At 62.4% G+C, this 17,642-nt stretch carries 21 protein-coding genes and 2 tRNA genes; 10 read left to right on the plus strand and 13 right to left on the minus strand.

What is annotated here, in order from left to right; genetic code table 11:
- Positions 1-190: 190 nt before the first annotated feature.
- The gene (locus AC1D1N_RS23145; RefSeq protein ID WP_477351274.1) at positions 191-1,525 is read left to right on the plus strand and encodes a dicarboxylate/amino acid:cation symporter; all 1,335 of its coding nucleotides are present in this window, start codon (positions 191-193) and stop codon (positions 1,523-1,525) included.
- A 144-nt stretch (positions 1,526-1,669) separates the two neighbouring features.
- A complete protein-coding gene (locus tag AC1D1N_RS23150) occupies positions 1,670-2,251 on the plus strand; it encodes a histidine phosphatase family protein (RefSeq protein WP_477351276.1) in 582 nt (193 codons plus the stop codon).
- A gap of 181 nt (positions 2,252-2,432) precedes the next feature.
- Here AC1D1N_RS23150 and AC1D1N_RS23155 read toward each other — a convergent pair whose 3' ends face one another.
- Entirely contained in the window at positions 2,433-3,197 is a 765-nt protein-coding gene (locus AC1D1N_RS23155; RefSeq protein WP_477351278.1) for a pseudouridine synthase, read from the minus strand.
- On the opposite strand from AC1D1N_RS23155, the gene AC1D1N_RS23160 reads away from it, so the two are divergent.
- Both AC1D1N_RS23160 and AC1D1N_RS23165 read left to right on the plus strand, forming a co-directional pair.
- On the plus strand, positions 3,196-4,188 hold the full coding sequence (locus AC1D1N_RS23160) for a hypothetical protein (RefSeq protein WP_477351280.1): 993 nt from the start codon (positions 3,196-3,198) through the stop codon (positions 4,186-4,188). The two genes, AC1D1N_RS23155 and AC1D1N_RS23160, sit on opposite strands and share 2 nt — an antisense overlap.
- The gene (locus tag AC1D1N_RS23165; protein ID WP_477351282.1) at positions 4,178-5,764 is read left to right on the plus strand and encodes a GH3 family acyl-acid amido synthetase; all 1,587 of its coding nucleotides are present in this window, start codon (positions 4,178-4,180) and stop codon (positions 5,762-5,764) included. The genes AC1D1N_RS23160 and AC1D1N_RS23165 overlap by 11 nt, the downstream gene beginning before the upstream one ends.
- Positions 5,765-5,775: 11 nt before the next feature.
- Here AC1D1N_RS23165 and AC1D1N_RS23170 read toward each other — a convergent pair whose 3' ends face one another.
- A complete protein-coding gene (locus AC1D1N_RS23170; RefSeq protein WP_477351284.1) occupies positions 5,776-6,876 on the minus strand; it encodes a cytochrome P450 in 1,101 nt (366 codons plus the stop codon).
- Between the two features lie 179 nt (positions 6,877-7,055).
- Here AC1D1N_RS23170 and AC1D1N_RS23175 point away from each other — a divergent pair, with 179 nt between their 5' ends.
- Together AC1D1N_RS23175 and AC1D1N_RS23180 are read left to right on the plus strand one after the other, a co-directional pair.
- Entirely contained in the window at positions 7,056-8,129 is a 1,074-nt protein-coding gene (locus AC1D1N_RS23175) for a hypothetical protein (RefSeq protein WP_477351286.1), read from the plus strand.
- 275 nt (positions 8,130-8,404) lie between these two features.
- Positions 8,405-8,614 (plus strand): DUF768 domain-containing protein, encoded by a 210-nt coding sequence (locus AC1D1N_RS23180; protein WP_477351287.1) that lies wholly within the window; start codon positions 8,405-8,407, stop codon positions 8,612-8,614.
- 77 nt (positions 8,615-8,691) lie between these two features.
- On the opposite strand, the gene AC1D1N_RS23185 is transcribed toward AC1D1N_RS23180, so the two are convergent.
- Positions 8,692-9,150, minus strand: a complete 459-nt coding sequence (locus tag AC1D1N_RS23185; RefSeq protein ID WP_112561893.1) for a hypothetical protein — start codon at positions 9,148-9,150, stop codon at positions 8,692-8,694.
- A 190-nt stretch (positions 9,151-9,340) separates the two neighbouring features.
- Between AC1D1N_RS23185 and AC1D1N_RS23190 the strand changes: the two genes are divergently transcribed.
- Positions 9,341-9,598 (plus strand): DUF982 domain-containing protein, encoded by a 258-nt coding sequence (locus AC1D1N_RS23190; RefSeq protein ID WP_112561894.1) that lies wholly within the window; start codon positions 9,341-9,343, stop codon positions 9,596-9,598.
- Positions 9,599-9,670: 72 nt separating this feature from the next.
- Positions 9,671-10,270: an SOS response-associated peptidase gene (locus AC1D1N_RS23195; RefSeq protein WP_477351288.1), complete on the plus strand. Its 600-nt coding sequence runs from the start codon at positions 9,671-9,673 to the stop codon at positions 10,268-10,270.
- A 96-nt stretch (positions 10,271-10,366) separates the two neighbouring features.
- Here the strand turns inward: AC1D1N_RS23195 and AC1D1N_RS23200 are convergent.
- The 10 genes from AC1D1N_RS23200 to AC1D1N_RS23245 form a co-directional block, all read right to left on the minus strand.
- Positions 10,367-10,442, minus strand: a tRNA-Phe gene (locus AC1D1N_RS23200).
- A gap of 224 nt (positions 10,443-10,666) precedes the next feature.
- Entirely contained in the window at positions 10,667-10,858 is a 192-nt protein-coding gene (gene yacG / locus AC1D1N_RS23205; protein WP_436258269.1) for a DNA gyrase inhibitor YacG, read from the minus strand.
- The gene (locus AC1D1N_RS23210; RefSeq protein ID WP_112561910.1) at positions 10,855-11,481 is read right to left on the minus strand and encodes a Maf-like protein; all 627 of its coding nucleotides are present in this window, start codon (positions 11,479-11,481) and stop codon (positions 10,855-10,857) included. The genes yacG and AC1D1N_RS23210 overlap by 4 nt, the downstream gene beginning before the upstream one ends.
- A 19-nt stretch (positions 11,482-11,500) precedes the next feature.
- On the minus strand, positions 11,501-11,719 hold the full coding sequence (gene infA / locus AC1D1N_RS23215) for a translation initiation factor IF-1 (RefSeq protein WP_006200926.1): 219 nt from the start codon (positions 11,717-11,719) through the stop codon (positions 11,501-11,503).
- Positions 11,720-11,902: 183 nt separating this feature from the next.
- Positions 11,903-12,352 (minus strand): arsenate-mycothiol transferase ArsC, encoded by a 450-nt coding sequence (locus AC1D1N_RS23220; RefSeq protein WP_477351482.1) that lies wholly within the window; start codon positions 12,350-12,352, stop codon positions 11,903-11,905.
- Positions 12,353-12,476: 124 nt separating this feature from the next.
- Positions 12,477-12,962, minus strand: coding sequence for a UPF0262 family protein (locus AC1D1N_RS23225; RefSeq protein ID WP_477351290.1), 486 nt, complete (start codon positions 12,960-12,962; stop codon positions 12,477-12,479).
- Positions 12,963-12,968: 6 nt separating this feature from the next.
- On the minus strand, positions 12,969-14,261 hold the full coding sequence (gene hisD / locus AC1D1N_RS23230) for a histidinol dehydrogenase (RefSeq protein WP_477351292.1): 1,293 nt from the start codon (positions 14,259-14,261) through the stop codon (positions 12,969-12,971).
- Between the two features lie 110 nt (positions 14,262-14,371).
- Entirely contained in the window at positions 14,372-14,806 is a 435-nt protein-coding gene (locus AC1D1N_RS23235) for a DUF2948 family protein (RefSeq protein ID WP_112561913.1), read from the minus strand.
- Positions 14,807-15,084: 278 nt separating this feature from the next.
- The gene (gene murA, locus AC1D1N_RS23240; protein WP_477351295.1) at positions 15,085-16,377 is read right to left on the minus strand and encodes a UDP-N-acetylglucosamine 1-carboxyvinyltransferase; all 1,293 of its coding nucleotides are present in this window, start codon (positions 16,375-16,377) and stop codon (positions 15,085-15,087) included.
- A 139-nt stretch (positions 16,378-16,516) separates the two neighbouring features.
- Complete coding sequence (locus AC1D1N_RS23245) at positions 16,517-16,735, minus strand: hypothetical protein (protein WP_436258274.1); 219 nt, start codon at positions 16,733-16,735, stop codon at positions 16,517-16,519.
- A 148-nt stretch (positions 16,736-16,883) separates the two neighbouring features.
- Between AC1D1N_RS23245 and AC1D1N_RS23250 the strand changes: the two genes are divergently transcribed.
- A tRNA-Thr gene (locus AC1D1N_RS23250) sits at positions 16,884-16,958 on the plus strand.
- Between the two features lie 182 nt (positions 16,959-17,140).
- Positions 17,141-17,506 carry a helix-turn-helix domain-containing protein gene (locus AC1D1N_RS23255; RefSeq protein WP_477351297.1) on the plus strand — a complete coding sequence of 122 codons (366 nt, stop codon included), beginning with the start codon at positions 17,141-17,143 and terminating at the stop codon, positions 17,504-17,506.
- Positions 17,507-17,642: the final 136 nt, after the last annotated feature.

The raw sequence follows: 17,642 nt of genomic DNA on the forward strand, positions 1-17,642 counted from the left end.
TCCGCACTTGCGTCTGAACGACACCAACCTCGATCGATCGAAATAATCAACAAAATCAAGGAGGAAGACCTCGCCACGCGGTCTGGCACGGCAGTTGCAATGATCCATTCAGCAGTCGCGAGGCTGCTGGAGGTCAAAACAACTTGCCCCGGGAGGTCGAGCTTTCGATCGGGGCGCCATGGAGGACATCATGCAGCCAGCATTCGCTGCCGCCGAACCGCGCGGCAAAGTACCTTTCTACCGGCATCTTTACGTGCAGGTCCTGACGGCGATTGCCGCCGGCGTTCTGCTCGGTCACTTCTATCCTGAACTCGGTGCTTCACTGAAGCCGCTCGGCGATGCCTTCATCAAGCTGGTCAAGATGGTGATCGCGCCGGTCATCTTCCTGACGGTGACGACCGGCATTGCCGGCGTTTCCGACCTGAAAAAGGTCGGCCGCGTCGCCGGCAAGGCTATGGTCTATTTTCTGGTGTTCTCGACCCTGGCGCTGATCGTCGGCCTGGTCGTCTCCAATATCGTCCAGCCCGGCGCCGGCATGCACATCGATGCGGCGACGCTCGATCCCTCGAAGGTCGCGACCTTCACCGAGAAGGCGCATGACACGACCATCGTCGGCTTCCTGCTCAACATCATCCCTGACACCATCACCGGCGCCTTCGCGCAGGGCGACATCCTGCAGGTGCTGTTCTTCTCGGTGCTGTTCGGCATTTCTCTGGCTCTCGTCGGAGACCGTGGCCGTCCGGTTGTCGATTTCCTGCAGGCGCTGACCTCGCCGATCTTCCGCCTGGTCGGCATCCTGATGAAGGCCGCGCCCATCGGCGCTTTCGGCGCCATGGCCTTCACCGTCGGCAAATACGGTATCGGCGCGATCGCCAACCTCGCCTTTCTGATCGGCACCTTCTACCTGACCTCGCTGCTCTTCGTGCTGGTCGTGCTTGGCGCTGTCGCATGGTACAACGGCTTCTCGATCCTGGCGCTGATCCGCTACATCAAGGAAGAGCTGCTTTTGGTGCTTGGCACCTCGTCGTCCGAAGCGGCACTTCCCGGCCTGATGGCCAAGATGGAGCGCGCCGGCTGCACCCGTTCGGTGGTCGGCCTGGTCATCCCGACCGGCTATTCCTTCAACCTCGACGGCACCAACATCTACATGACGCTGGCCGCCCTGTTCATCGCCCAGGCGACTGACACGCCGCTCACCTATGGCGACCAGATCCTGCTGCTGCTCGTCGCCATGCTGAGCTCCAAGGGTGCTGCCGGCATCACCGGCGCCGGCTTCATTACGCTCGCCGCCACGCTCTCGGTCGTGCCTACGGTGCCGGTCGCCGGCATGGCGCTGATCCTTGGCGTCGACCGCTTCATGTCGGAGTGCCGGGCGCTGACCAATTTCGTCGGCAATGCGGTGGCGACCATCGTCGTGGCGCGCTGGGAAGGTGAACTCGACCAGACCAAGTTCGCCGCCGCCATGGCCGGCACATTGTCCGAGGAGGCCGACCTGGCGCTGTCGGGCGATCTGCAGCCCGCCTGATTACGGAACCCTGACGTTCGTACATGAGGCCGCAGCCGGTTCGCCGGCTGCGGCTTTTTGTTTTGGAGCCGGAGTGCGGCACAGCTGGTGCGGGCTGGGCGTTCCCGGCTAGGGTGCGCTCGGGTCCAAGCCGAAGGTGAGTGAATGAGCAGCGCGTATCCCGAAATCTACCTCGTCCGTCACGGCGAGACCGAATGGAGCGCGTCGGGAAAGCACACCGGCCGCACCGACATCCCGTTGACGGCGGCGGGCGAGGCCGCCGCCCGCGGCGTCGCGGACCGGCTCGAGGGCCTGTCCTTTGAGGCGGTGTGGTCAAGCCCGTCGCAGCGCGCTTTCAACACCTGCACGCTGGCAGGCTTCGGCGCCACTGCCGTCAAGAAGGACGACCTGCAGGAATGGGACTATGGTGCCTATGAGGGCGTAAGGACCAAAGAGATTCTGGCCAAGCGTCCCGGCTGGCAATTGTTTCGCGATGGCTGTCCCGGCGGCGAGACCGCCGCGGATGTCGGGGCGCGGGCCGACACAATCATCGCCGGGATGCGCGCCATCGAGGGAAACGTGCTGGTGTTTTCGAGCTCGCATTTCCTCAGAGTACTGGCAGCACGCTGGCTCGGCCTGCCGCCTGAGGGCGGCGCGCATTTCGTACTCGACACCGCCAGCATCAGCATCCTCGGCTACGAGCACGACCTGACCGAGCCCGTCATCCGCAAGTGGAACCAGAAATAGTCCTGGCTGAACTTCTGACGGATGCGCCAGGCCCCCTCATCCGGCCGCTTCGCGGCCACCTTCTCCCCGAGGGGAGAAGAGGCATATGTCAGCGTCGGCGTTGATCTCCTCTCCCCTCGGGGAGAGGTCGGATTGTCCCGAATTGCCCTTCGCAATTCGGTTGGCAATCCCGGTGAGGGGGCTAACGCAGTCCCGCAGTCGCTAGCAGCGCCAATTCCTCTGATGTCAGATGCCGCGCCTGACCCTTGGCGAGCTCGCCGAGATGCAACGCGCCGATCGCCACCCTGATCAGCCTCAGCACCTCGACGTCGAAGGCGCCGAGCAGGCGGCGGATCTGGCGATTGCGGCCCTCGTCGAGCACGATTTCCAGCCACGCAGTACGGCCGCCGCTGCGCAGCAGATCGATCGAGCTTGCGGTCAGCAGTTCCCCGTCGACATCAGCGCCTTCGCGAAACCGCGCCAGCATCGCCTCGTCGGGCGCGGCGCCGATCTGCACGTGATAGGTCTTGGCGACGTGCGACGCCGGATCGAGCAGGCCATTCGCCCAGCGCGTGTCGTTGGTCATCAGCAACAGGCCTTCGCTGGCCTTGTCGAGGCGCCCGACCGGCGACACGAAAGGCAGGTCGAGCCCGGTGAGGCAGTCATAAACGGTGCCGCGCCCCTGCGGGTCTTCGCGGGTGGTGACCAGTCCGCGCGGCTTGTTGATCATCAGATAAACCTTTGCCTCCGCAGCGATGCGCGCGCCGTCGACGGCAATGCGGTCACGATTGAGATCGACGCGAAGCGACGGATCGCGCACCACCTTGCCGCCGACCCGCACGCGCCCCTCGGCGATCAGCAGCTCGGCCTGCTTGCGCGAACACAGACCAAGCTTGGAAAGCGCCCGGTTCAGGCTGACGCCTGCCTTGGCGGCGGCTTGTCGGGTGATGTTTGGCGGCCGTGCCATGATCCTGTTTTGCCATCCCAATGATCGGCACCGACAAATGCCACGCCCGGCAACGGCATCGCAACCTGCCGCGACGCAAACATCCTTATTTGCCAGCGCACAGCGGTTGAGACGTGGCCTGTGTCTTGTCGGGCAGAGCGATCTCGACCAGCGGTTGAGTGGATTGTTCTCCGGTAACCAAAGGCAATTTTCAGTTGAAATGGCGGGGTGGTATCCCCTATGTCGGCATGCAGGGCATCGATCAAAGGGGGAGACCGTGTCGCATAACGCCGGTTCGACCAAATCCGGAACGATACCCGTGCGCGATCTCAGCAAAAGCGATCGCGACGAGATGTTTTGCCTCTATGAAAAATACTACGAGGCCGCAGATCGCGGCCGGTTCGAGCACGATCTCGCCGAGAAAGAGGTTGTTGTCGTCATCAGCCGCCAGGATGAGATCATAGGTTTCTCAACCATTTTCGTCGGAAGCCAGAAGATCGACGGCAAGATGGTTCACTATCTTTTCTCAGGCGACACGGTTCTGGACTCCTCGCGCTGGGGCGATCCGGTCCTGCTGCGCGCCTGGTTTCGCGCCGCCGGCGCCGTCAAGGCGAGGGTCGAAGGCCGGCTGTTCTGGTTTTCCATCGTGATGGGCCATCGCACCTTCCGCATCCTGCCCAATTTTTTCCGCGACTTCTTTCCGTCGATCGAGGGGCAGGACACCAACGATCTGGCGCGGGTACGCAACGAGATCGCGTCGGCGCGCTATGGACGGTACTTCAATCCGGAAACTGGGCTGATCGACTTCGGCCAGTCGCAAGGACATCTGCGGCACGAATGGGCAGGCGTCGAGGAAACAGCGACGCGCAATCGCTACGCGGCCTTCTTCCTCAAAGCCAATCCTGAACATTTTCGCGGTGTCGAGCTCGCCTGCGTGGCGGAATTCGATATCGCCAATCTGAAGCGCTACGGCGCGACCAGCTTCGCCGAAGGCCTTGCCGATGGTCATTGAGGCCTGGGCGCGGATTGCCGATCTGACGGCGGCCACCGACGCCGGCTTCCGCGCTGGGCTGAAGGACGTCGAAACAGTCCAGCGCCGCACCCTGGCGGGCCTGGTCAGCGCCAATCGTTCGACGGTGTTCGGCAAGGACCACCGGTTCGCCGAAATCGGCTCGGCAGAAACGTTTCGCGATTTGGTGCCGATCGCCGACTATGCCACGCTCCTGCCTTACATCAGCCGTGCGATCGGCGGCGGAGACGCGGTGCTGACGACCGAGCCGATCCGGTTCATCGAGCAGACCGGCGGCAGTTCGGGCGGCTCCAAGAGCATTCCCTATACGGATACAGGGCTTAGGGCCTTCACCGACTGCCTCTATCCCTGGCTTGCCGACCTGATCCGCCGACGGCCCAGGGTCACGCGTGGGCACAGCTATTTCGCGCTCAGCCCCGTCGGCCGCTCGCTCGACCAGCGCATCGGCGCGCACCGGCTCGGCAGTTCCGTGCCTTTCGCCTATTTCGACGCCTTGCGCGACAGCCTGATCGCACTGTCGGCCGTGCCCATGGAACTCAGGCTGCTCTCTGATTTTGAGACCTGGCAACGCCAGACCTGCCTGCATCTTCTGGCCGCCGAGGATCTTGCCTTGGTGTGGGTGTGGAGCCCGACCTACTTCACCGAAATCCTGCGTGCGATGCGGCGTGATCGGACCATGCTTTTGCCCGAGCTGAGCTCGATGCTGGCAGCAACGCACCCCGCCGCCGCGGTCCGCGACCGTATCGAGACGCTGGAGAAAGCGCTCTGCGACCCGCAAGGCGACCTCTCGGCGATCTGGCCGGGGCTCGACATCATCAGTTGCTGGACGGATGCATCGAGCAAAGGCTTCGCGGCCGAACTGCAGGCCTTGTTCCCCCGCGCCTTTATCCAGTCGAAAGGCCTGATGTCGACGGAAGCCGCCGTCTCATTTCCCTATGGCGTGGGTCCTGGATCGATCCTGGCATCGCAAAGCGGTTTCTTCGAGTTTGTCGACGATGACGGACCCAGTCATTTTGCCTGGCAGTTGGAGGTCGGCCGGACCTATCGGCTGATCGTCACCACCGGCTCCGGCCTTTATCGCTACGACACGCAGGACATGGTGAAAGTCGTCGGCTTCGACGGCGACACGCCGCGCCTGCAATTCGTCGGCCGCGCCGGCATGGTGTCAGATCTGTGCGGTGAGAAGCTGACCGAGGCGTTCGTCGCCGTCTGTCTTGGCAAGATCGGTCTCGGCCAGCAGCAGGCCTATGCGCTGGTCGTTGCGGCAACCGAGCCGCATCCGCACTACCGTCTCTTCATCGAAGCCAGTCCGGCCGGATCAGGCGGGGCGTGGGGAAAAAAGCTCGATGCCGAGCTTGGCGCCAATCCACAATATGAGTATGCCCGCCGGATCGGCCAGCTCGGCCCCGTCCTGGCGACGCCGGTCGAGGACCTCTATGGCCGGCTGAAGCGGCATCGGCTGAAAAGCGGTATAAGCATTGCCGGCATGAAGGCGCCGGTGCTGCTGCGGCAGGCCGACAGCGATCTCATCGCCGCGCTGGAAGCGACCGGGCCTTGATCCGTCGCCGGTCAGGCAACCAGCCGCAAGGCCAGCGAGTCCAGTCCGCGGATCGAAGAGTTGTCCATCCATCTTGCTCCGCCCGGCACCGGCTCGATGCTTTTCCAGCGATGGAGCACCGCCTCCAGCAGCCGTTTTCCCTCCATTTCGGCCAGCGCCTTGCCGATGCAGACATGGGCGCCGCGGCCGAAAGCGAGGTTCTGCTTGCCTGGACGGCTGACGTCGAAGCGCTGCGCCTGCGGGAACTGGGCCGGATCGCGATTGGCTGCGCCGACGAGCAGCACAAGCATCTGCTCCTTGTCGACTGGCTGGCCGTCGAGCGCGGTCGGTTGCAGCGGCCAGCGGCAGATTTTCTGCACCGGGCTTTCAAGCCGAAGCGTCTCGGCAACCGCGTTGGCGACCAGATGCGGGTCGGCCCGCAAGGCAGCCCATTGAGCTGGCGCGTGGGCGAGGTGGAACAGCATGTTGCCAAGCAGATGCACAGTCGTCTCATGACCGGCAAAAGCCAGGAACGCGATGTTGCGGCCGGCGACCGTCAGCCCTACAGCGTCGGCCAGGGCCGGCAAGCCGACCAGCAGCGGCGGCATCTCGCCGGCGGCAAGCTGGCCGCGCAACAGCTCGGTGAAATAGGCCGACATGGCGTCGGTAGCGTTCGGCATCGAGCTGAAGGCTTCGTCGAAACCGGTGTCGAGCATGGTACGGATCGCCGCCGACCAGGCGCGCAGCATCGGCATGTCTTCGGCTGGCACGCCAAGCAGGCGGCCGATGACGCGCTCCGGCACCGCGCGGGTGAAAACGGCGACGACGTCGACCGTGCCGGACAGGTCCGCCTTCGTAACCAGCTGGTCTATGGCCTCGGCGACAACCGGCGCCAGCGCCGCCATGCCGTTGCCGACGAAGGGCTGCTGCAATGCCTGCCGGATTGCGGCATGCGCGCGTCCCTCCTGATACATCAGCCAGTCGTTGACGGCTGATCGCTGGGTATTGGCGTCTGCTTCGCCCGGCGGGACATGCGACAACTGCCGGTTGACAAGACAGGACGAAACGAGATCGTATTTTGTTATGTAGACATCGCCCCACGGCGCTTGCCAAGCAGGTGCCTGCTGGCGCATCTCGTCGTAAATCGCGTAGATGTCTATGGAACCATTGAAGCAACCGGCGCGTACTTGTCGCCAGCTGTGGTCGGTTGGCGGAAATTCTCCATGCATTTTCTTGTGAATAACCCCCGTTACCCCCGCCAGGGAACCCCGAAACGCCGCCACCTGTCCAACTTCGACCGGTCGGCAGGGTCATGACCACAAGCGTTGCCGCAGGCTTTGGCCCAATCTACTACCTTTGTACCCGCCAGAACGCTTACACGATAGGTGTGTTCCTTGGCTATTACCCGCACGGGCTAGGCGATATCTTGCGGATAATCCCCTATGAAGAGGCTGGAAACCTTGGTTCGGTTGTGCCTGGGACCTTCGTTTTCACCGATTTCGAAAGGCTGACGCTAGATCAATTGCAGGCCGCCGCTTCCCTGTTCGACAGCATCGCTGCGCAGAATCCCGGCCTGTTGCTACTCAACAATCCCGCCCTTGTGCCTGGCCGCTTCGACCTCCTGAAGCGGTTGAAGCAAGCCGGCCTCAACAGTTTCGACGTTCACCGCCTCGATCGGCGTGACGCCATTTCGCGCTTTCCGGTCTTCGTCCGCTGGGAAAGCCGCCACGATCCGCCGCTGACCGGCCTGCTGGACAGCGCGCAGGCGCTCGAAGCCGCAGTCGCCGCGCTGCCGGATCCAGTCCGGCAGGACCCGGACCTGATGATCGTCGAATATGGCGCCGCGCCCTCGGGCGACGGTCGCTTCCGCAAATATTCCGCTTACAAGGTCGGCCCCACTGTCTACCCGCAGCACTGCTTCATCAACGAAAGCTGGTACATCAAGTTTCCAAGCACCCGATTTACTGAAGCGGACCGGGCCGAAAGCCGCGCCTATGTCGCTGACAATCCGCACGCAGCCGAGATCGAGCGTGTGTTCGCGCTGGCCGAGATCGACTATGGCCGTATTGACTATGGCGTGGTCGACGGCCGCATCCAGACCTTCGAGATCAACAACAACCCGACGGTTCTGGCGCGGCCTCCAGGCTGGGATGCGGGCGTCAATTACGGCCGCTATGCCGATTTGCATGCACAGGCGCTGCGCGGCATCATTCGGCCGACATCATCCGCCCCGCCCGTGAGGCTTGGTCAGGGAAGCCGCAGCGCCGATGCCATCCACGCCGCTGCCATGCGCAAGGTGCGCCGGCGCATCGCCTGGTTTTCCTTCAGGCGAAGCCTGTCGCTGCGCGGGCTGAAGAAGCGGCTTGCAAACCGTTTCCGGTCTTAGACTGATCCCGATCACCGGGAAGAGCAGCATGAAGCCGGGCTTGGCACCGGCTTGCACTGGTGTTGCGTGAAAGCGGCTGTGGAACGCCGGCGCGCCGAAGGGCGTTATTTCTTGCGAGCGATCAGTCGCGAAAGGCACCGCCATGAAGAAAGTCTACGAGAAACCGGTACTCGTGAAGCGGGGGAAGCTCACCAGGCTGACGGCCCAGATTGTCGCCTCCGGGGTCATTTTGGGAGAGTGATTTCCGATCGAACTCCAGGCAGGAGAACAATTCAATGAGCGAGCGCGGCGTTGATTTTCTGCAAGGCTGGATACACGAGCACCTGCCGGGTGAACTGCCTGCCGACAAGGCAACAGCTCGAATCCTGACCACGCTGGCAGCCCTGGATGCTCGGCATTCAGGCCTTGAGGTTAGCGAGATCGAAGAGGATTTCGGTTCGCTGGAACGGGTGATTTACGAGGCGCTCGATCAGCCCGAAATCTAAGTCCGCTGCAGGCGAGTGTCGGCCCATCGCCTTCTTGGCGGTGGGCTTTTCCATGATTGCCTCCGTGAGGCGTAGCCCTATGCGGCACGCATCGATTGCGCTGCCCGGGCTGGCGGCAATTCGAACACAGTGGCGCCGTTCTCCTGGCCGCGCTCGACATAACCGATGACGCGGAACCATTTGGCGACGTCGGCTCGCTGCAGCCAGCTGCGCGAGTGGATGGGAAGGTTGCCGGCGAGCGCCTGGACATGGCGGATGTGGCGCCGGCAGAAGCGGACCGTCGCGGCGCTGAAAAAACCCTCCTGCGCGGCAAACAGCGTGTCGGCGGCGTCGCTGTTCTCATGCCAGGCAATGATCGCGACCGTCTTGTCGCCCTCGACCAGCGCGTGAGCGCGGCCTTCCTTCAAATTCATCATCAGATTGTCGTAGGCGGCCTTGATGTCCTTGCCGGCGGCCGCATACTCGTCCGACATACGCGTGGACAAATCCCGAAAAACACTTTCGAGATCGCCGATCGTAGCTGCGCGTGCTCGCATTTCTCCTCCTGCAGCCCCGGCAGGCAGTTTGCCCTAGGAAGAGGGGATTACCAAGCAAATCAAATCCGCGATCTGGCCCATGCGCGCAAAGTGATTTCGGCAAGCGGGGTTTTTGTGTTGGCAAATCGTGCCTGATGGAACCGAACTGGCTCTCCCGAATTGACTTGCGGTCGCGTTCGGGAGGGAAAGCATGCAAGACCAGCATTTCGATGAGCCGGTTCGCGTCGCGCTCGGCAGGTCCAGAAACACGATCTACAAGGTCGAGCGTGTCGCCCAGGCCGCCGACATCCTCATCAACCGCTGGCCGGTGAAGACGGGCCGCTATCACGTCGCGGCCCGCAAAGCTTGCCTTGGCGCTCTCGAAGGCCTGAAAGAGGCCCGCTATGCCCGCGCCGCCTTCGTCAATGCGGCGATCGAGGCCGATATACTGGTTGAGCGCGATGCCTAGAGCGGCCCGTTGCTTTTCATCGCCGCTTCGTTTGCCGTAACGTAGACTTGGCAGTCCGGTCCGGAGCCTTCCATGTGCAACGATTATGAACAGCATATTCTCTGGGCTGAATATTGCCGGATGCTGGAGTCGCTGGCACTCGAGATCCCGACCCACCAGACCGAACTTGACCTGCCGCAGGCGGACGACATCCACATTAATGATCCGGCCCCGATCATGCGCGCCGCTGGCGACACCGGCGTTGTGGAACTGGCTTCGATGACGTTCGGATTTCCACCGGCCGGACCGAAAGGCGGACTGGTGTTCAACTACCGCTCCGAAGGTCGGCAATTCGGGAGCAGCAAACGCTGTCTCGTGCCGGCATCCGGCTTCTTCGAGTTCACCGGCACCAAATATCCGAAGGCCAAGCATCGCTTCACCCTCAACGGCTCTCCGTTCATGGCCATCGCAGGGCTTTGGCGTGAAGCCGTCGGCAACAAGCCGCCAACCTTCACCATGCTGACGACCGAGCCTGGACCGGATATCGCGCCCTATCACAATCGGCAGGTGGTCGTTCTTCAGCCTGAGAATTGGTCCGCCTGGCTCGATCTGACGAAAACGGAAGCCGAACTGCTACAGCCGCTTCCGGCCGGCTCGCTGGGTGTGGAGACTGTGCGCGCCGACAGTTCATAGTTCGGTTGCGGAGGCGCACCGGCATATTCAGCATCCCGAGATCCGCCTGGAGCCGCCAGTAAGAGGTCAGTCACCTGATTTCTTCAGAGAAAGAGATGGTGCCCAGAGGCGGATTCGAACCACCGACACGCGGATTTTCAGTCCGCTGCTCTACCAACTGAGCTATCTGGGCCTCGCCGGCAAACAAGATATCGTTGGCCGGATTTCAGGAAAGCACCGTGGGCGCCCCTTGAAAGCGCGTGGGTTATAGCACGGGAATCCGGCCTGTCCAGCGCTTAAGCGCCGATTTTCCGGGGCAATTGTCGCGGATAGGTGACGGGGCTCGATAGGCGTCGGCAAAGCAGCAATCGCGCAGGTCGGCCAAGTGAAATTGTCGCGGCCGGCGCCGCGCAAACCCTACTTCGGCTCGTCGCTCTCCTCCTCATCATCACGCGCGGTGATGACATAGGCGCCCTTCAGCCAGCGGTTGAGGTCGATGTCCTTGCAGCGCGTCGAGCAGAAGGGATAGGTCTCGCGCGCCGATGGCTTGCCGCATTCGGGGCAGGGGCGCTTCGGGCGCAGCGGCGTGACCTTGTCGTCCAGGCTCATGGCCGCGCGGTGTGCCAGTTGGTGTGGACCTTGAAGCCTTCACCGGAAAGCAGCGCCACCGTCTCGTAGAGCGGCAGGCCGACGATGTTGGTGTAGGAGCCGACCAGCTTGACGACGAAGGAACCGGCGAGACCCTGCACGGCATAGCCGCCCGCCTTGCCGCGCCATTCGCCCGACGCGACATAGGCGTCGATCTCCTCGCGCGGCAGCCGCTTGAAGCGAACCCTGGATTCAACCAGCCTTTGGCGCAGTTTGCCGCCCGGCGTGATCAGGCAGATGCCGGAATAGACCCGGTGCGAACGGCCCGACAACAGCCCAAGGCAGTTGGCGGCGTCATCCAGCGTCTCGGCCTTGGGCAGGATGCGGCGCCCGACCGCGACCACCGTATCGGCGGCCAGCACGAACCCCGGCGCATAGTCTTCCTCACTTTTCAGCGAAGCCAGCGCCTTCTCGGCTTTTTCCGTCGACAGCCGCTTGGCCAGCGAGCGCGGATGCTCGGCGCGCAGCGGCGTCTCGTCGACATCGGCCGGCAGCACGCGGTCCGGCTCGATGCCGGCCTGCTGCAACAACTCGATCCGGCGCGGTGAACCCGAGGCAAGCACCAGCTTCTGCAAAATGCTCATCGCGGTCCGGATCTAATTCTTACTTGAAACGATAGGTGATGCGGCCCTTGGTCAGGTCATAGGGCGTCATCTCGACCAGGACCTTGTCACCGGTCAGCACGCGGATGCGGTTCTTGCGCATGCGGCCGGCCGTATGGGCGATGATCTCGTGTTCGTTTTCGAGCTTCACCCTGAACATCGCATTCGGCAACAATTCCGTCACGACACCCGGAAACTCGAGGACTTCTTCCTTCGGCATTCGATACCTTTGCTTGGATTGCAGTTCCGGCGTCCTGGAGTGCCCAGGCCGGAATTTCGGCGGAACCTATATGATAATCGTCCGCTTGTGAACACGCTTAGATCGCGTCATATGCGACGCGATCTAAGCTTTTGTTATGCATGTCGTTGTCTCAAAACCGGGACCACTTTTGAGCGACATCCATTAATCCGCCGCGTTTTTTGCTTCCGGAAGCAAAAAACGTCGGCTAATCCGCGTTTTCAGCCGCTCGCGGACGTCCCGGTAGCTGGCCATGATCTGCTCGCGCCTGCCGCCGACATCGGTCGGGTCGGGCATCGGCCAGTACTCAACGTCGACGGCAAGCGAGCGGGTGAGTTCGAGCGCGGCGTGGTGCGCTTCCGGCGCCAGCGTAACGATCAGGTCGAAATAGTCGTCCTCGAGATCGTCCATTGCTTTCGGCTGGCGCTCGCCCAGCGTCAGCCCTTCTTCGGCCAGCACCGCATCGACAAACGGGTCGCGCTCGCCCCTGTGTACGCCGGCAGAGGCAACGAAAGTGGCCGGCGGCAGCATGCGCCGCGCCAGCTGCTCGGCCATCGGCGAGCGCACGGCGTTCATGCCGCACAAAAACAGGATGGAGCGGGGCAGCGCGGCCACTAGAGCATGATCCCGAAAAGTGGGAACCGGTTTTCTCGGACAAAACGCGAATAGTTTTGTCCAGAGATCATGCTCCAACAAAGAGTCAGATCAGGATGGCCATTCAACGAAACGTCATCCTGATCTAACCCCGCCAGTGCAGCACGCAGACCAGCGTGAAAAGCCGCCGCGCCGTGTCGAAGTCGATGTCGATCTTGCCGGCAAGCCGGTCCATCAGCGTCTGCGAGCCTTCATTGTGCAGGCCGCGCCGGCCCATGTCGATCGCCTCGATATGGCTCGGCGTCGACGAGCGGATGGCGTCGTAATAGCTTTCGCAGATCAGATAGTAGTCTTTGACGATGCGCCTGAGCGGCGTCAGCGACAGGATGTGGGTGACAACGGCAGCGCCATCCTCGCGGGCGACCGCAAACACCAGCCGGGATTCGGCCAGCGACAGTTTCAAGCGGTAGGGGCCGGCGCCGTCATCATTGACCGGCAGAAAGCTGTTTTCCTCGATCAGGTCGAAGATCGCCACCGCGCGCTCATGTTCGACGTCGGGCGTCGAACGGCCGATCGATTCGTCGAGTTCGACGTCGATCAGTCTTGCGCGGGTTGGATCGCCGTCCGCCATGTCCGCCTACATGTTCAGCCGGATGGCGACGGAGCGGCCATGCGCGTCAAGGCCTTCCGCCTTGGCCAGCGCGATCGCCGCCGGCGCAAGTGCTCTCAGTTGCTCCGGCCCGAGCTTCAGGATCGAGGTGCGCTTGACGAAATCGAGCACCGACAGGCCCGATGAGAAACGCGCCGAGCGCGCCGTCGGCAGCACGTGGTTGGAGCCGCCGACATAGTCGCCAATGACTTCGGGCGTATGGCGCCCAAGAAACACCGCACCTGCATTGCGCATCCTGGCGAGAAAACCCTCGGCGTCGTCGATGGCCAACTCGACATGTTCGGCGGCGATGCGGTCGACCAGCGGCAGCGAGGCCTCGATTGTGTCCACCAGGATCACCGCGCCGAAATCGCGCCAGCTGGCGGCCGCCGTCGCGGCACGGGGCAGGCTCTGCAACTGCCGCTCAACCGCCTGTTCGACGGCTTTGCCAAACGCGGGATCGTCGGTGATCAGGATCGATTGCGCCGACACGTCATGCTCGGCTTGGGCCAGAAGGTCGGCGGCAATCCAGTCGGGATCGTTGCTGCCGTCGGCCACCACCAGAACTTCCGACGGGCCGGCGATCATGTCGATGCCAACCGTGCCGAACACCTGGCGCTTGGCCGCGGCGACATAGGCATTGCCGGGTCCAACGATCTTGGCGACCGGCTTTATTGTTTCGGTACCATGGGCAAGCGCTGCGATCGCCTGCGCGCCACCGACGCGGTAGATTTCCGAGACGCCTGAAATGTCGGCCGCCACCAGCACCAGCGGGTTGATAATGCCGCCCGGCGCCGGCACCACGATGACGATGCGCTCGACGCCGGCCACCTTGGCCGGTACGGCGTTCATCAGCACCGAGCTTGGATAGCTCGCCGTACCGCCCGGCACATAGAGCCCGACCGCCTCGATCGCCGTCCAGCGCGAGCCCAATTCGACGCCGGCGGCATCGGTATAGCGGTCGTCCCTGGGCATTTGGCGTTCGTGATGGGATCGGATGCGGTCACGGGCGAATTTCAGCGCCTCGACCGTCTGCGGATCGGCTTGCTTGTAGGCCTGAGCGATATCTTCCTTCGACACGGCGATACCGAGCCTGTCGAGCTCGGCGCGATCGAATTTCCTCGAATAGTCGATCAGCGCCGCATCGCCCTCGGCGCGAACCCGCGCAATAATGGCGCGTACAGCGGTGTCGACGTCCTCCGACACCTCCCGCTTTGTGGTCAGGAAGGCGGCGAAATGCTGTTCGAAACCGGCGTCGGACTGGCGGAGCGTGATGGCCATCGGCTGCGTCTAGATCATGATGAGATTTGGTTGAAATCTCACCATGATCTAACCCTTTGTTGGAGCATGATCTTTTCCAAAAACCGGTACCCACTTTTTGGGATCATGCCTTAGCCCCTGTGCACCGGACGCGAGGTGGCTTCCCAGGAGCCGCCTATATCGGCAAGCCGCGCCTCGATGCATTCGACATCGAGCATGATCGTGCCGCCGCCGGAGAAGACCAGCTCAACGATGCCGGCTGGCTTGCTGATCTCGACAAAGCTGATTGCCAAGAGCGACAGCACCTCGGCCGGCCTGTCCCGGGCTATGCCGTTGGTCTTGGCGCCGAGCACGCGGTCAAAATGCAGCACCGCCTGGCGCCGTTCATTGTGCTGGCTGAACAGCCCGGATTTCGCCTCCCAGACGAAGCGGTTCATGGTCAGCAGGAAACGCTTGGCCGAAGGCAAATATTCGAGGTCCGAAACCTTCATCACAGCGTCCTGAACATGGGCCGAGACGATGCTCAGATCCTGATCGTCAAGCGCAATGAGTTTGAGGGCTGCCATGCGGAATTTGTGCCTAAGGTTGGTCTGAAGCCTTCTGTTAGGCGGTCTTAGCGATCCGTGCAACCGCGCCAATAGCTTCGGTTTGCGCTGCCCCTCATCGCCCTGCCGGGCACTTCTCCCCGTATAGTGACGGGGAGAAGGACGCAGATCCGAAGGATTTCGCCAATTTTCTGCGTTGCAAGAGAGGAGCCGATATCGCGATCAGCCCCTTCTCCCCGTCACTATACGGGGAGAAGATGCCGGCAGGCAGATGAGGGGCGGCGCCGACCTTGCGAGGTTTACGCCGAAATCCGCTCGATCACGGCGCCGCAGTTGGACAGCTTTTCTTCCAGCCGTTCAAAACCGCGATCGAGGTGGTAGACGCGGTTGACCGTGGTCTCGCCTTCGGCCGCGAGGCCGGCAATGACCAGCGACACCGAGGCGCGCAGATCGGTCGCCATAACAGGCGCGCCCTTCAGCTTGGCGACGCCGTCGACGATCGCCGTCTGGCCCGACAGCGTGATGTGGGCGCCGAGGCGGGCCAGTTCCTGCACATGCATGAAGCGGTTTTCGAAAATGGTCTCGGTGATACGCGACTTGCCCTTGGCCATGGTCATCAGGCCCATGAACTGTGCCTGCAGGTCAGTCGGGAAGGCCGGGAAGGGCGCCGTCGTCACGTCGACCGGCGAAATGCCGGCGCCGTTGCGCCGCACACGGATGCCGGAATTGGTCGGGATGATCTCGGCGCCGGTCTGGGCAATCACGTCCAGCGCGGTCTGCAGCAGCTCGGGGCGGGCGCCTTCCAGCACCACGTCGCCGCCGGTCATGGCCACCGCCATGGCATAGGTGCCGGTCTCGATACGGTCCGGAATGACGCGCACGCGCGCACCTGACAGCGATTCGACGCCATCGATGGTAATGGTCGGCGTGCCGGCGCCGGAGATCTTGGCGCCCATGGCGTTGAGGCATTCGGCGAGGTTGATGATCTCGGGCTCGCAGGCGGCGTTTTCCAGCACCGTCTCGCCCTTGGCCAGCGACGCCGCCATCATCAGCACATGGGTGGCGCCGACCGAGACTTTCGGGAACACGTAGCGGTTGCCGACGAGGCGGCCGTTCCTGGTCTTGGCCAGGACATAGCCGGTGTCGACATCGATGTCGGCGCCCAGCGCCTGCAGGCCTTCAAGGAACAGATCGACCGGCCGCGTGCCGATGGCGCAACCGCCCGGCAACGACACTTTGGCCTCGCCCATGCGGGCCAGCAGCGGGCCGATCACCCAGAACGACGCCCGCATTTTCGACACCAGCTCGTAAGGCGCGGTCGTGTCGACGATGTTGCGGGCCGAGAAATTGATGGTGCGCGAATAGCCCTCATTCTGCTTTTCGCGGCGACCGTTGACCGAATAATCGACGCCGTGATTGCCGAGGATGCGGATCAGCTGCTCGACATCGGCCAGATGCGGCACATTTTCCAGCGTCAGCGTGTCGTCGGTCAGCAGCGATGCGATCATCAGCGGCAGGGCTGCGTTTTTCGCGCCCGAAATCGGAATGCTTCCGGCGAGCTTGTTGCCGCCGACAATTCTGATGCGATCCATGAGAGAATGTCCCCTCGGCCCGAAAGGCCGGTTTTCGTCAGTTTGAGTATCGGCCCGTCTAGACCATTGGCCGGCTTGGTTCAAGAAATAGGATTTCCTGCCCTTGGCCAAGGTGGCGGGCCAGTGTGGCGGCTTTTGGTTAGTCCTTGTGCATTTTTTCAGCAGCCGCCAGGCCTTCCGGCCGCTGGTCGGCGTCGCCGGCGCGCTGCTTGTCAGCGTCGCCGTTGCGCCGTGAACGCGCCTGCGCCTTGCGCTTCATGAGATTGGCGCGCAACTGCTCTGCCAGGCGGTCCTTGCGGTCCGTGCCGCTCTTTTTTGCTGGATCGGCCCTTTTCGGTGGAATTGTCTTGTCGTTCATCGTCCCGTCCCACCCGTGACTGGCAGGCTTGCCGTTCTGGGATAGCTAGCATTGTGGCGCCGGCATGTCAGCGAAACTTGTCTGGCAAAGCCTTTCACAGATGCCTTGCGCTTGTCGGTTCGATATGGCAGAAGCCCCGCCATCAGCGGCTGCGGTAGCTCAGTGGTAGAGCACTCCCTTGGTAAGGGAGAGGTCGAGAGTTCAATCCTCTCTCGCAGCACCAGTCTATCTCCTTGAAATCATTGACACCCAACGGTTTCTGTCCATCCTGACGTTACAAATGCCGTAACAATCGGGTGGTTTCGATGACAGGCCGCGTTCGTAATCTCCTGGATCGGGACGGCCGCTATTTTGCACGTCTCGTCATCCCTAAAGAGCTTCGACCGTATATGAACGGTAAGACAGGTGATCTGGCACGAACTGATCTTTGGACGCGTCGTTTTGAGAAACCTGACCGCCGAGCAGTCGCGAGCAGCACGGGAGCTATTACACTGGTCCCGTGTGCGGCTTGGCGCAAAGTCCAATCTTAGCGAAGCCACGATCCGCGATTTTGAGATCGGCCGCAGGATTCCGCATCCGGGCACACTCACCCGCATACGACAAGCGCTGGAGGGAGCCGGTGTTGTCTTTACATCTGGAGGCCCATCGCTGACCAATCTCCCTGAAGGTGAGCCTGGTGGGATTTCAGTTCGAGCGCGAAACCTGAAGATGCGTGATGGGCGCAGAGGAATCGAATCCAAATTGGGAGCCGACATGGCAGGCAAATTGTGAACGTGTGGGACCTGTCCGACGGCTGCGGCGGGGGAATGTAGAATTGCGGGAGTATGCATCTTTCCCCATTCTGTAACCGGAATCACCGTGTCTTGGCGGAGGTTGCCGGCGACTTAACTTGGCTTACACTCGCCAA

This window comes from Mesorhizobium sp. P2_B5 (genome assembly GCF_056404775.1).